This window comes from Paenibacillus sp. NN59 (assembly GCF_057597225.1).
Genome location: NZ_CP199678.1, coordinates 1,462,388 through 1,476,538, shown reverse-complemented (window position 1 = coordinate 1,476,538; position 14,151 = coordinate 1,462,388). Strand labels below are relative to the sequence as shown.

Annotated in this window: 10 protein-coding genes; 2 read left to right on the top strand and 8 right to left on the bottom strand. The window is 45.1% G+C overall.

The annotated features are described in order from the left end of the window. Nucleotides 1-644: 644 nt before the first annotated feature. A complete protein-coding gene (locus ACT89M_RS06310) occupies nucleotides 645-2,927 on the bottom strand; it encodes a YhgE/Pip family protein (RefSeq protein WP_308722437.1) in 2,283 nt (760 codons plus the stop codon). Nucleotides 2,928-3,085: 158 nt separating this feature from the next. Beyond that, nucleotides 3,086-3,676 carry a TetR/AcrR family transcriptional regulator gene (locus tag ACT89M_RS06305; protein ID WP_090918298.1) on the bottom strand — a complete coding sequence of 197 codons (591 nt, stop codon included), beginning with the start codon at nucleotides 3,674-3,676 and terminating at the stop codon, nucleotides 3,086-3,088. Between the two features lie 409 nt (nucleotides 3,677-4,085). Here ACT89M_RS06305 and ACT89M_RS06300 point away from each other — a divergent pair, with 409 nt between their 5' ends. Beyond that, nucleotides 4,086-5,303, top strand: a complete 1,218-nt coding sequence (locus ACT89M_RS06300; RefSeq protein ID WP_154890813.1) for an MGDG synthase family glycosyltransferase — start codon at nucleotides 4,086-4,088, stop codon at nucleotides 5,301-5,303. 289 nt (nucleotides 5,304-5,592) lie between these two features. Here the strand turns inward: ACT89M_RS06300 and ACT89M_RS06295 are convergent, their stop codons facing one another. Both ACT89M_RS06295 and thpR read right to left on the bottom strand, forming a co-directional pair. Next, a complete protein-coding gene (locus ACT89M_RS06295; RefSeq protein ID WP_090918302.1) occupies nucleotides 5,593-6,450 on the bottom strand; it encodes a cell wall hydrolase in 858 nt (285 codons plus the stop codon). Nucleotides 6,451-6,580: 130 nt separating this feature from the next. Then, on the bottom strand, nucleotides 6,581-7,183 hold the full coding sequence (gene thpR, locus ACT89M_RS06290) for an RNA 2',3'-cyclic phosphodiesterase (protein WP_154890812.1): 603 nt from the start codon (nucleotides 7,181-7,183) through the stop codon (nucleotides 6,581-6,583). Nucleotides 7,184-7,382: 199 nt separating this feature from the next. Between thpR and ACT89M_RS06285 the strand changes: the two genes are divergently transcribed. After that, nucleotides 7,383-8,339: a D-2-hydroxyacid dehydrogenase gene (locus ACT89M_RS06285; RefSeq protein ID WP_154890811.1), complete on the top strand. Its 957-nt coding sequence runs from the start codon at nucleotides 7,383-7,385 to the stop codon at nucleotides 8,337-8,339. A 150-nt stretch (nucleotides 8,340-8,489) separates the two neighbouring features. Here ACT89M_RS06285 and ACT89M_RS06280 read toward each other — a convergent pair whose 3' ends face one another. From ACT89M_RS06280 to ACT89M_RS06265, 4 genes are all read right to left on the bottom strand, one after another. Further along, the gene (locus ACT89M_RS06280) at nucleotides 8,490-9,440 is read right to left on the bottom strand and encodes a TRM11 family SAM-dependent methyltransferase (RefSeq protein ID WP_253496449.1); all 951 of its coding nucleotides are present in this window, start codon (nucleotides 9,438-9,440) and stop codon (nucleotides 8,490-8,492) included. A 178-nt stretch (nucleotides 9,441-9,618) separates the two neighbouring features. Continuing rightward, nucleotides 9,619-11,331 (bottom strand): HAMP domain-containing methyl-accepting chemotaxis protein, encoded by a 1,713-nt coding sequence (locus ACT89M_RS06275; protein WP_154982716.1) that lies wholly within the window; start codon nucleotides 11,329-11,331, stop codon nucleotides 9,619-9,621. Nucleotides 11,332-11,621: 290 nt separating this feature from the next. Continuing rightward, nucleotides 11,622-12,680 (bottom strand): MsnO8 family LLM class oxidoreductase, encoded by a 1,059-nt coding sequence (locus ACT89M_RS06270; protein ID WP_154982715.1) that lies wholly within the window; start codon nucleotides 12,678-12,680, stop codon nucleotides 11,622-11,624. Between the two features lie 44 nt (nucleotides 12,681-12,724). Further along, a complete protein-coding gene (locus ACT89M_RS06265) occupies nucleotides 12,725-14,140 on the bottom strand; it encodes a deoxyguanosinetriphosphate triphosphohydrolase family protein (RefSeq protein ID WP_154982714.1) in 1,416 nt (471 codons plus the stop codon). Between the last annotated feature and the right edge of the window lie 11 nt (nucleotides 14,141-14,151).

Genomic DNA, 14,151 nt, shown 5'->3' with positions numbered 1-14,151 from the left:
AGATCAAGAACATAACAACAGGCAACATTGAAACGGGAGGAGCTGGCATTTCGCTTGCGATAAGCCTGCCTGCTGAGATGGAGAGGTGATAGCTTGAGCCATCTGTTGTAAGCCTGGTATTGCGGTAAAGACCGCGATTATTGCGAAGGACTGAATCCGGTGATCCGGTAACAGCATATATACAACAATATGTAGCCGCTGGCACGACTACTCAAGATGGAGCGACGTTTTTTGATATAGTTCTATTATTTTAACACCGACCTAACATCAGCGCAATTTAAACTTTTTAATACCTCTGATAAGAATTGCTTTGCAGTACAGCTTTAGTGTATTGACGTTTAAAAACATCTCTTTTTCGAATAATTATACACATTTTATAGCAGAGCACAACTGATTTTAATTGCTGATAAAAGAAAATCGTTCCATATCCAGCCTACGTTTGACCATATTTTCGCAATTTTCATGCTTCAACTTCCAATATAACTTTCTATTTTCATACTATTGAATACAAAATGGCCTGCAGCTTAATTTCGCGCCGCAGGCCATTTGTACTATTTGACTACTATATTGCATAATTTCGATACATATGCTTTAACTTTTTTTTGCAGAAAGTTGTGCGAATTGTCGTCTTGCTTCATTCAATATTATACAGTCAAAGGCTGACCGCCTTCGGCAACTTCAGCTTCTCTTTTAGTACGTCGGCCGTTCAGGAGGAAGTACGTTAGCGTAAGCAACACAGATATAGCTGCATAGACGCTCAATATTTCAGCCTGATGCCACATCACATTGAAGTTACCGCTGGAGACAACGGCTCTGAGACCCATAATGCTGTGTGTCATTGGTAGCCACTGACTGATGGATTGCAGCCATGAAGGAATCAGTTCTACCGGGAATGTACCCGCACTTCCTGCAAGCTGGAAGACCAATAACAAGATGATTACATAACGTCCAGGCAGATCTAGCCAAGTAACCAGCGCCTGAACGATCAGCATGAAGGTTAGACCCGTTATAATCGTAAACAGATAAAACAGTCCTGTACTATGTGTCTCTAGTCCGAGACCGTATAGCATAAAGCTTGCTACAATAACCGACTGGAAGATGCTCACCGAACCAAATATCAGTGTGCGGCTTACGAAACGGTTCCAGCCTGTTGCTCCAGGTACAGACGTTTCACGCATTTTCAGAACGATGGTAGAGATCAGTGATCCTACAAACAGACCGATGGACAGGAAAAATGGTGTCATGCCTGTTCCGTAATTACTTACGTTCTCTGCCTTGTTCTCGGAAGAGCTAACCGGTTCTGCAAACATATTGACAACTTCATCTGTTTTCTTCACTTTGGATGTTTTCTGAGCAGCATCCTTAAGCTTCGTTGCCAGTTCACCAGAACCGTCTTTCAGTTCTGTAAGACCATTAGCCAGTTTACCGGCTCCGTCACCCAGTTGCTTAGAACCATCAGCCAGAGATGAAACACCGCCGCTAAGTTTACCAACACCTGTCTGCAATGCTGCTGTACCTGTACCTAGCTGTTTCGCACCAGTTGCCAGTTGTGTACCGCCTGTAGCTGCTTCACCTAATTTGCTACTGAATTGTTGCAAGCCGCCTGAGAGTTTGGCTCCGCCCTGACTAAGCTGTCCAGCACCTGCAAGCAGTTGCTTCTGTCCATCAACCAGTTGACTTGCACCTGCAAGCAGTTGTTGTTGGCCTCCATGCAGTTCAGTTGCGCCAGCAGCCAGCTGCTGATTACCTTGGTGGAGTTGATCCGCGCCTTGTGCCAGCTTCTGCTCGCTCTCATGTAGCTGTGTACTGCCATCAGCAACAGCCTGACTCGCTGCTATCAACTTTTGAACATCGGCGCTTGCTGCCAGTTCCGGGTTGCTTGCGGCCAATTGTTTCAATCCGGCTGCTACTCCCTGTGCGCCATCGGCAACTTTACTGCTACCATCCACAGCGGATTGCAGACCGGTTGCCAATGTTCCACTGCCCTGAACTGCCGATTGCAGACCGTCAGACAGCTTCGCACTGCCTTGTTCGGATGATTGCAGACCTGCTTGTAGCTTGTTTGTGCCATCCAATGAAGATTGCAGGCCGGAGGCCAGCTTGTCGCTTCCTTCTTTCAACTGGTCAGCACCACTTTGAAGCTGCCCAGTAGCTGCTTCATGAAGTTGCTGTAAACCTGAAACTAGACTTGTCGTTCCATTTTCAAGTTTGGAAGCTCCATTATGCAGCGCAGTAACTCCGTCACTTAACGGAGCTAGTCCATCCTGAAGTTTCAACGTGCCGGATGCAAGCTTAGCCAGATTATCTTTAAGTTTCACAGCACCGTCGTCGAGTTTTCCAGCACCTGTCTTCAAATCTCCGGCACCGTCGCCTGCTTCAGCCAAGCCATCCGACACTTCGGAGAACTTATCTAACAGCGTCTCTGCATAAGACTCTGTAACTTTGGCCGAAACTTTAGCCTTCAGATCTTTAATTGCCGTTTTACCGATTTGCGCACCTACAAAGTTGTAATTACCGTTCGGCTCATAGATCAAGTCCGCTGGTGCAGGCTTATCATCCAGCAATGTTGTGGCTTGGGACGAGAAGTTCTCTGGAATCGTAATCTGCATGTAATACTTGTCGTTTTGCATGCCGTCCTTTGCCTGAGCAGCACCCACAAAGTCCCATTGAAAATCTTTATTTTTCTTCAGTTCGTCAATAAGGTCTTTACCTACATGAAGTGACTTCCCTTCCAGTTCGGCTCCTTTATCAAGGTTAACTACCGCTACCGGGAGTTTATCAACACGACCGTATGGGTCCCAGTAAGCCGCCAAATAAATGCCGCTGTACAGGATCGGTATAAATAATATCGCAATTACAGGGATCAACACCTTCGGGTTTCTCACGGCTGATCCCAAATCCTTGAAAAACACGTTTAATGATTTCATGTCATTTTCTCCCCTTAATCTCTCTGCTAGACAGCAGGAATAACCAATATGAAAACAGAATGAAAAACTCTGGTATTTTTACCGAAATACGTGATGACCAAATCCCTCAAACGGTCAGTTGAGAGCAAAAAACAAACTTGTCTTTCGACAAGCAAGTTTCAATCAACAGAACTGATCGCAGCTATGCCTTCCATTAAGAAAAGACGAAAGTAGTTCTTGATTTCCTCTTTGCTAAGCGGATCATGATGTTTACTCCAGTCCGAAGTTAATGCAATATACAATCGAATCATCATAAAAGCAACAACTTGCGGATCGCAATCGCGTATTTCTCCCCCAGCTCTGGCTTTCTCCAGTTCACGGGACAGAAAATCGGAAATGACCTTCTCGACTTTTTCCAGACCTTCTTTGGCCTGTAACGTTCCAAAATCCTTCAACTCCTGTGACAACTTCACGAGCAACTCGTGATCACGGCGGAATTCCAACAGCGCATCGAGCACACGAAACAGATTATCAAAAAAAGCACTTTCCTGATGCACTTCACGTTGCGCAATGTTTTTCATCTCCTGAATGACTTCCACCAGGATTTGATCAAACAGCTGTTCTTTATTGGTGAAAAAGGTGTAGATCGTGCCTTTGCCTACATTGGCGATCTTGGCTACTTGATCCATCGTAGTCGCTTTGTATCCAAACATGGCAAACGACTGGGCGGCTGCATGAATCACCTGCTGTCTCCTGTCGATCGGAGCCATTTTATCCCCTCCTTGCTTCATCTAATGTGACGGTTAATTCCATCGCTCTCTATAAAATGACCAAAAATACAAATTGGTCATTTGGTCAAAAACTACAATATCACCTTGAAAATAAGAATGCAAGCCTAACAATAAAAAAATGTATTAATATTTTTTAACCGAAATGCAGTGGAAACTGTCAGCGTCGTCGTCTATAGTGTAAGATGACTCAAACAATCCGCATATAACTGAAGTTTGCTGTCTCAAATCAGGTTATACGGTGTAAATATTTTTGGATGAAACATGATTCCGTGTTTTGCTGTATATTCATTAGTAACAAACCTAGCATAACTGTCCCTACTTAAAACGTACGAAACTGTTCTCATTCAAATTTTAATTTTAACTCAAACTTATGAATAAAGGTGAACTCATGCGAAAACCAAGAGTGCTCTTATTATCAGAAGGATTCGGTACTGGTCATACACAGGCGGCTCATGCTCTGGCACATGGCATCAAAAAAGTAAGTCCTCATGTTCACAGTCGTGTTATTGAACTTGGGAAATTTTTGAATCCTACCGTCGCTCCACTGATCTTTTCTGCATATCGAAAGACACTATCGGTTCAACCCAAACTTGTCAGCCTGTTGTACCGCACACAGTACAACAAATCTTTAAACGGCTTAACCAAACTGGCGTTGCACCGTATCTTCTATACCCAGACGGCGCAGGTCGTATCCCAGTTGAAGCCGGATATTGTAATCTGTACCCATCCGTTTCCTAATGCGGTTATTTCCAGACTTAAACGTCAAGGACTGAATATTCCGCTTTACACGTTGATCACTGATTATGACGTACATGGAACGTGGATTAACCCTGAGGTAAACAAATATCTCGTATCCACTCCGCAAGTTAAAGCCCTGTTAGAGATTCGGGGGGTTCCTTCCTCACAGATCCAGATTACAGGCATTCCTGTACATCCTGATTTTTGGGAGTCCGGGGATAAGGTCAAGCTCAGAGAAGAGATGGGACTGCAGAATATGCCAACAGCTCTGCTTATGGGGGGCGGTTGGGGGCTTTCTTTTGACGAGGAACATATGAAAACTCTCGCATCCTGGGCAGACCGGGTCCAATTAATCTTCTGCCTCGGAAGCAACCAAAAGATGATCGACAAAATGAAAGAAATCCCTTGCTTCCAGCATCCCAACATCCGTATTCTGGGATACACGAAGGAAGTCAGCAGACTCATGGATGTTTCAGACGTCCTGATCACCAAGCCAGGAGGCATGACATGTACGGAAGCGATGGCTAAAGGCCTTCCGATGCTGTTTATCCCTCCACTGCCAGGACAGGAAGAGGAGAACTGCGAATATTTTGTACAAGCCGGATATGGAGAGATCATTCACTCTAAGGATGTCATAACGAATCGATTCCGGGAGTTGTCTGAAAATCAGCACAAGCAAGGCAGTCTACCTAAGAAGAACAAAAGGTATATAACAGGACATTCACCAGCTTATGATCCAACCTGTTGTGCTCAAGCTGTTCACGACTTACTCTTCCCTGCAACAACAGAAGTTACAACTACGTCTCTAGAGCGTTTCTCAGCGGGCATTACAACCAGACCTTTGTCTGGTACCAGACTTCCTTTATAATCCCTCTAAGGGGCCTTAGGATCGGTCTGAGGACGCAATATTCAATACACGATCAATCAAGTGCTTAAACGAATACGAAAAAGCAAAAAAGGTTCCCCTTCAGAAAATGAAAGGGAACCTTTTTTATTTCTATTGCATTTCATCGTATGATCTACCAAAAAAATGGGTAAATTACAATCAAAGATACTAAAAAAAACGACGAAATAAAACTGCATTTTTACAAGATTCAGGGCTTATGTGACACTCACATTGTTAACTACCCTGCCTGTTTGCAGAATTTTAAGGTGCTTTACTTGTAAAAAGTATGATGCCCAATCGTTTTTACTTCCTTCTTCGTACGAGCCACTGTCAGATCATCAGCAAGCGTCAAAGATAAAAAATAATACGTATCATCAGACACTTCCTTCTGGCCGTTCAGCGCAGCATTCACAGCTTTGATGCTATCTTCATTCGGGGTTACCCGTTTTAGTCGTCCATTCGCCACAGGGCTGAACTGTGATTTTTGATGGATGACCTTGTAAATGGTATCGGGAAAATTGGCTGACCGCAGCCGGTTTAAGACAACGTTGGCAACTGCCACTTTGCCTTTGTACGGTTCGCCTTCCGCTTCTGCCATGACAATTTTTTGTAGCAGATGCAGCTCTTTATCGGACACACTGTAAGACCAGGTTGCTTGTTTCGCATCTTCCTGATTCAAAAGTTTGGTCCGCGTAAAGTAAAGTTGTTGGGGGGGAGTTGACATCGCAGCCGCCGCTTTGGCATGTTCCATTTTAGCCAATTTCAGAGCAGCTTCTTTTTTGGCTTTGGCTGTAGCGATAGCTTGGGCTTTTTGTTTAGCCGCAGCTTCCTGTTGCTCGCGCTCTTCCTGAGCAGTCAAAAGCCAGTTTTTTGCTGGCAAAGCATTAGTCCATGTTACGGATTGTCCAGACGTGTCAGAAGATAGACTTGTCCCATCTTCCATCATTCGCCTCTGGTCTTGCGGCAATGATGGGCTGTTATGCGCCGAAGACGCAAGCTCCGTCATCTGTTTACTATCACTCGCTTCATTCCATTTCCCCGTCGCCTGAACGACATTTACCCCCACTATACATACAAGCAGCACTGATAACATCGGTGCTACCCAACGATTCTTGCTTATAATTTCCATTCGAAGATTCCTCCTATCGAAACAATTCCCTAATCTTAGTAACCAAAAAAAAAGAATTTGAATAACGATGGCTAATATTACATAGGGATAAACACAATGTCAATGTGAGTTTATGGTATTAAAAAGTTTTTCAGGAAAATGAAAACGTATCCACTGTCTCATACATTGGCGTTTGTCCAAGCCTTGTCACATAAAGTACAAAACCGTCTACTGACCATGAATTTCCATGAGAAGCATGTTCTGTAACGATTTCGGAAACTCCAGAATGATCCATACCAGGAAGCGATCCAAGATATTTTCTGGCTACAGTAACATGTGGACGGTAAGGTCTTAACTCGGCTTCAAAACCCAGACCTTTTGTAGCCTCTACAATTTTTTGCTGTAAGTGATGTAATCGCTCTACATCTCCGTTAACACCTCTCCAGAGAACTTTCGGTGTTTTCTCCAGACCAAACGTTCCCCATTCCGATAGCTGCAGGTCAAACGTATGAAAATCAGCGGCTACGTTGTGCAAAGCTACTCTAAGATGACCGACATCACTCATCAACGTATCCCCCAGGAATTGCAAGGTAATATGATAGTCTCTTTGGTCAGTCCACTTACGAAAATCAAGCTTGTTCCGTATTAACTTGGCCTGCATATGAAGAAACTGCTGAACAGATTCAGGCAGACGCACAGCAATAAACAGACGTTCCCGTCTGGATGCATGTTCTTGAAGTTTTGGGGCATTCATTGCATACACCTCTCTAAAGTTCGCTCTATTATTCCATAACTATGCATATCATTTCAAGCTGGGTAAACATAGAGTGACACACAATATAGATTTTGCATATCAGACTCCGTTCCTGAATTTTCCATTTACATGCACAGGATACACTGAATCTGATACACTTGACAAGACTAATTCATCGATCTCAGGAGGCACACACATTATGAGTAAAATCGTATGTTTTCCATCTCTATCCGAAGAACAACAGCAACAGATCCAGCAGGCTGCGCCAGGATACACGATCAAAGTGGGTAAAGCCAAGGATCTGGATCCGAGCGAATTAAAAGAAGCCGAAATTATACTGGGCTGGTCTCCTCTTGTAACTGAACATGCTCTGCATCAGGACAGCCCTTTGAAATGGATTCAGGTCTGGTCAGCCGGTGTAGATAATCTCCCATTCGCGGAGCTACAACAAAAAAATATTCAGGTGACCAGTGCCAACGGCGTTCATGCCATTCCCATTACAGAAATCATTCTGGGCATGATGTTATCCCACAGTCGCTGGCTAAGACAAGCTATGCTGTATCAGCAGCAGGCTGAATGGAAGAATCCCGGCAAAGCACTGCCGGAGTTACATGGTAAGACAGCTGTTATCGTCGGAGTCGGCGAGATCGGGACCGAAACAGCCCGTGTATTAAAAGCACTAGGCATGCGTACAATTGGAGTACGACGCTCAGGAAAAGACGTGCCCCATGTTGACCGTATGTATGATATGTCTGGACTGCATGAAGCTCTAAGCCAAGGTGACTATGTGATTAACATTCTGCCATTGACTGATGAAACCCGGCATATTTACGATCAGAATACCTTTAACCATTTCAAGACTGATGCGTGTTTTGTCAATGTAGGTCGTGGCCCTAGCGTAAACACGGAGGCATTGCTGGCCGCCTTGCAAAGCGACAAAATTGCCTTCGCTGCTCTGGATGTATTCGAAGAGGAACCCCTTCCAGCAAACCACCCGCTATGGGGCATGGATAATGTGTTAATTACACCTCACATTGCAGGAAGCACAGAACAATATACGCAGCGCGCTCTCGATATTTTCATCAAAAATCTGGAAGCCTACGTTGCAGGTAAAACTCTTCCGCTCAATCTTGTCGATTATAGTCATAAATATTAACACAAACACCCGTTCCCATGCAACTTGTCAAAATGATGTTTGATCATTCTGGATGAATTCAGAACAAAAACACTCCACGAAGGATTCTTTCTTCCTTCGTGGAGTGTTTATTATGCACTCAAACGTATAATTACATGCACATCCAGATCATCACATACACACCCAGACATGACGTACAAATGTGCCTTTACGCACCGTTATGTACTTTTCTATCGTCCATCCGGATTCCAGCAAGTGAGCCTGTACCCACTCTGTGGAAACGACGATAGCTCGTTTGCATAACTTGCGTAATTTCTGGAGCATCTCTCGCTGTTCTTGATCGGGAAGAACCGAACAAAGATTATAGGGCATGTCGAAAATTGCCGAATCATACTCACCTTCCAGATCCCTCATGTCTCCCAAAGTAATTCGATTGGCGTCATACCCGAAATGAGGTAGATTAACTTTTGCTCCGCGCACAGCAAGTGCATTAAGATCATTGCCTACTGCATCAATTCCCATGGATAAAGCTTCAATGACCACCGTTCCCATTCCGCAACACGGATCCAGCAAACGATGATTTTCCGCCTCTGGAACAGCAACGTTTACGAGCGCCCTTGCTAAGGTTACACCGAAGCCTGTGGAGTAGTTTTGCGGCTTCTGCTGATGGTTTTGCCACGATTTTTCCGCTTCTGTCCACTGACCCAAGATCCATTTTAGACCTATTTTAATTAGTCCGAAAGTCACTTTAGGTTGTTTCATCTGCGCTTTTCCATGGATGCACATCCCGACTTCTTTTTCAAACTTCCGTGCCTGAGCATAGTCAGGTGGCGTATCTCCTGCTTTTAGACAAACTACCTTAAATGTCTCATCCTGCTGCAAACGAATGTTTCGAGCTATAGGGAGCAGCTCCGTAATCGAGTCTCCTTCACCCAATACATTCAGCCGTCCATGCATAAATGGACTTCTTCCCGGCGGGATACACCGCTCAGACCTAATATAAGAACCACTGGTAATGCGTATTTCTGAATCCAACTTAAGCAATGTACTCAATTCAAGATGGCATAACTCACGTTCATTTTCATGACAGGCAAAGATGTATATATATGTAGCTGCCATCATAATCATCCTCATTTCTTGGTTCTACTTTTCAAGTTTAAATCAAAAAAATAAGGGATTCCATTGCTGGATATCCCTTTCAACTTTAATTTTAGGACCTGGTCTTAAACTCGAAATCCGACCACACATCCACCTTTTCAAACAATCGTTTTACCCTGTTTCTTCTATTATAAAGAACGGCTTATACTTTTAATTTTTCAATGGATGTGAGCAGATCGTCAGACAGTTCCTTCAACGTTTGAATATTACTGCTGATGGTCTCCATAGAACCGACTTGTTCCTCAGCCGAAGCAGAGACTTCCTCCACACTGGCCGCCGATTGTTGAGACACTGCAGAAATCTGCTGACTGAAGTCATTCATCAGGCCACTGCTCTGTTCCATACCTGAAAGCCCTTCCGACATCGTGCCAATTACCTCTACCATGCCTTCTACGGATGTGTTGATGGTTCTGAACAACTTACCTGACGTAAGCATACGCTCCTGCCCTAATTCCGTTTCTTGAACGCCAACACGTAGCTCATTTACTACACCCTGTGAATCTTGCTGGATATCCTGAGTGATGGTCGTAATTTCTTCAACGGAAGCTTGGACAGCTTCTGACAATTTCCGGACCTCCGATGCTACAACAGCAAAACCGCGTCCACTCTCTCCAGCCCGTGCAGCTTCAATCGATGCATTCAACGCGAGTAAGTTGGTTTGGCGAGCAATGTCGTGAATCACCAAAACCAGCTTGGAAATGTCTTCATTTTTACGGTTTAGCTCCTCCATCTTGCTCATTGAGGACGATACCGAGCTGGCAATCTGTTGCATCTGTTGCACGGATTCTTCCATGGATTTGCGGCCGCTCTGTCCCTGCTCCAACACTTGATTGGACATCATACGAAGCTGATTTCCCTGTTCCGCATGCTGCTGAATATGATTATTCAAATCTTCCACTGTGCGAGCCGACTCCACAGCGGTCTGAGCCTGACTCTCAGCCGCCTTAGCCGATTCCTCCATTGTGATCGCAATTTGCTGACTGCCGATCTTCACTTCTTCCGAAGCAATGGCCAGTTCGCTACTCTGACGATTCACCGATTCAGCTACACGCCTTACATTGATCACCATCGAGGTCAGGTTACCTTTCATCTCATTGACTGCTTTCGCCAGGGCGCCCACTTCATCTTCATGTTTGGTATGTACATCCTGCACGTTTAATTGACCTTCCGCGATCAATTTAACAGCACTGATGACACGAAGCAACGGTTTAACCACCTGTGTGCGGATGATTGGAACAAATATGGCGGTAATGATAATCATCGCAAGCACACCTATGAGCACAGACAACCTGCCATCTTGAACAGAACGAATGGTTTGAGCTGCCGAAATATCGGATTGCTGCTGGTTGTAATTGACGAGATAATCCAGATCAACCTGCATCAAATCAAACGAAGCAGATCCTTTGTCAGCTACTTCTTTGGCAAGCTGAGTCTGTCCTTCGTCACTAACCCGAATGGCTTGTGCATTCATTTTAAGATAGTCTTCCCATTTACTCTTAAACGCTGTCCAGTGCTCATTCTCTTCCTCAGACTTTGCCTGTTTATCATAAATTGCAATCGTCTGAGCCGTTTCACGAATATACTTGGTGCGCTCTTCGTTAAGTTTGGACTTGTCCGCTTCCTCAGCGTCAAAGTAACGATAACTCAGTGATAAAACATGTTCGGTTGAATAATTTAATTGGTTGATCTTCTGGATCGAAGGCATCCAATTACCTGTAATGTCATTTGTGTTAGTCTCAATTGAATTCATCCGGCCAATGATGGTAACACTCAGAATAATTAAACAGAGGATTAACAGATAAAATGCGATGCTGATACGCAGACCGATGCTCTTGATTTTAAATCGGCTAAACATATGATTTCCCCCTCATGACAACTTTCGCCACATTTACAATTTAGTGCTTTTCTCGCAAATAAACCCATCTATTGGCCCCTTGCAAATTACACTCTTCTATATTTATCTGCATTATAGCGATAAAGTATTATAGCATTCTTTTGTCGGTAAACGCTGTAATCTATGAAATTTTGTTGAACTTTATCGAATTAAAAATGAGCTGCAACATCTGTATGATTCAGATCTGCAGCTCATCACCATCTTAACATCACCTAACACTTGATTAGGCAATTTTAGATTCACTTTGTCCCTTAACTCATTCTAGATTTTAACAAGCGGTAGGACTCCAGCCTGCATTCATAATCAGGACCACCCGTTACCACGAGGATCCGGTTGGTATCCAGCCTCTGCCCTACTTGCCGAATGTACTGCCATACTTGTTCGGGTGTGCCAGCAACATGCCGCTTCACCTCGTTGTCCTCTTTATGGACAGAAATACTCTGAGGGTTATCCTTGACGCTACCCACGTTGGTATCTCGCTCATTTGTGTGCTCTTCACGACTTTCCTGGCGCTGGTTCTCAATCTCACGACTCCACCTTAAAGCATCGTTCTCCGTTGCCGCACACATTGCACTGAGCGCCACCATCACTTCTGGTTCCTTCAGCCCAGCACTAGGCACGAATTCCTCACGATAGCGGCGTACAGCCTGAGTTCCATCCGAATCACTCATGAACTGTCCAAAAACATAACCCATACCAAATTTCGCAGCATATACTGCGCTTTTGACATTGGTCCCTAGCATCCATAAGGATAATGGAATTTCTGGAACTGGACGCGCTGTAACCGGAACATCCTCATACGTAAAACGGTCTTCCAGCAATTCGGTAAGCGAAGCCAGTTTGGCGGGAAGGTTCGAGACATGTTGCAAATAATTGCCACTGAGGGCCATCGTTGCATGAGGTCCTCCGCCAGGAGCCCGTCCTAACCCGAGCTCGATCCGTCCCGGATAGAGTGAAGCCAGCAGACGGAACGACTCTGCAACCTTGAGTGGACTATAATGCGGAAGCAGAACAGCTCCCGACCCAAGCAGAATGGTATCTGTCTTTGCACCAATATGAGATAGCAACACCTCAGGAGAAGCCGAAGCAAGTTCAGGCATATCATGATGCTCAGACGTCCAATATCGTGTGTAACCCCATGCTTCAGCTTGTTGAGCCAAAAGCACTGCTTGCTGAAGAGCATGCTCAGCGGATGCACCATTCAGTCTAGGAACGAGATCCAGCACGCCGAGACTGAATTTTTCTCCAGAGCAATCTTGTGTGCTGGCACCTAAGCTCTCAGTAAAGGTTTCACTTAAATTTGCAACCACACTGTACAACTCCTTTGATCTCTTGCCTCTCTTTGATTTTGCACCTAGTCCAGATCGTAGATCGAACCGACCTTCAGGCCGTAAAGTTCATTATAAATTTTCTCGGCGAATGCATCGGTCATGCCTGCAATATAATCAATCACCATATGCTCCCAAGTCCAGATCGGCTGCGCTTTAGCTTGATCCTTCTCATATCGTTGCAACCAATCGGAAGGAATGATGGATTTTGACGTTTCCGGATCGAGAAAGGCATCCCAGAGCCGTTTAATCATCCACTCACTGCGCTTCTGCAGGCGTTGCACGCGCAGATCCCGAATCATCGTCACCCAGGCGAAGCTCTTGAGTACACTCACGGTGCGTAACATGTCGAGGTTTTCTACGCCTTCGCGGACAAAGGTTACCTTTTTCCAATCCCCGTCATCAATGACTCCTAGACTGCCGACAAAAAGACTGACCCAATAGGCCTTTACCTCACGACGAGTACGCGAGTAATCATGCTCGCAGAAAGGCATTTTCTCATTCCAGATGCGCAGGAACGATGCAAGAACTTCTTCCACTTTTTCCGCGATCGCCTCTCTTGTCCAGCCCTTCCAGAACAGATCCTCCAATGTTGTAACTTTGTCTACGATGAGCCGGTTGATATGCTGGTCTTGCAGGAAATGCTCGTGTACTTCAATTTTTCCTGCCTTGATGCCATCCTCCAGATCATGTGCAGAATAGGCAATATCATCGCATAGATCCATCAGTTGTGCTTCGAGCGTTTTCTTGCCCGCCGGGATGTTCCAGCGCTCCCGAATCTCACGAATGTACTGCCACTCGTGGTGATACATGCCTTTCTTGCTCTCTGTTCCAGGGTACGGATACTTGTTAATCCCTAGCAGCACAGCATCAGACAAGTTCAGTCCGTCGATATCTTCACGTTTCTCCAAATACATGATCAGGCGGAAGTTATGTGCGTTGCCTTCAAAATGCTCATATTTCCGTTTGAGCTCCGCTCGTACGTCAGACTCAGCCTTAGGGGCTTTCGCGGCACGACTTTTTTTCATAATCTTCTTCGTCTCACTGTTGATCAGATCATCCAAAATGCCATCGAGCACTTCTTCCCCTTTATGTCCAAAAGGTGGATGACCAAAGTCATGTGCGATCGCCGCACATTCTACAACTTCCGAATCGATAATCAGACCGGGGTTCTCTGCCCGGCCCCAATCTACCTCCGGGTAATGACGCAACAGGCTTCTCGCCGCTTCTCGCGCAATCTGTGCCACCTCAAGGGAATGGGTCAGACGTGTCCGGTAATAATCACCCGTACCTGCGCCAAACACTTGCGATTTGCCCTGCAGTCTCCGGAACGTTGGGGAATGAATCAATCGGGAATAGTCTCGCTCATACGCTGCACGAGAGCCCACCAGCTTGGTAAGTTCAGGGTATTGTCTATGTTCTCTCAGATCATGCCATTGCATGTAGATCACTC

Excerpts from the sequence above, each read along its gene's own strand:
- ACT89M_RS06280 (WP_253496449.1), bottom strand. The coding sequence starts at position 9,440 with ATGATGGCAGCTACATATATATACATCTTTGCCTGTCATGAAAATGAA.
- ACT89M_RS06305 (WP_090918298.1), bottom strand. The coding sequence starts at position 3,676 with ATGGCTCCGATCGACAGGAGACAGCAGGTGATTCATGCAGCCGCCCAG.
- ACT89M_RS06300 (WP_154890813.1), top strand. The coding sequence starts at position 4,086 with ATGCGAAAACCAAGAGTGCTCTTATTATCAGAAGGATTCGGTACTGGT.
- ACT89M_RS06285 (WP_154890811.1), top strand. The coding sequence starts at position 7,383 with ATGAGTAAAATCGTATGTTTTCCATCTCTATCCGAAGAACAACAGCAA.
- ACT89M_RS06310 (WP_308722437.1), bottom strand. The coding sequence starts at position 2,927 with ATGAAATCATTAAACGTGTTTTTCAAGGATTTGGGATCAGCCGTGAGA.
- ACT89M_RS06275 (WP_154982716.1), bottom strand. The coding sequence starts at position 11,331 with ATGTTTAGCCGATTTAAAATCAAGAGCATCGGTCTGCGTATCAGCATC.
- ACT89M_RS06295 (WP_090918302.1), bottom strand. The coding sequence starts at position 6,450 with ATGGAAATTATAAGCAAGAATCGTTGGGTAGCACCGATGTTATCAGTG.
- thpR (WP_154890812.1), bottom strand. The coding sequence starts at position 7,183 with ATGAATGCCCCAAAACTTCAAGAACATGCATCCAGACGGGAACGTCTG.
- ACT89M_RS06265 (WP_154982714.1), bottom strand. The coding sequence starts at position 14,140 with ATGCAATGGCATGATCTGAGAGAACATAGACAATACCCTGAACTTACC.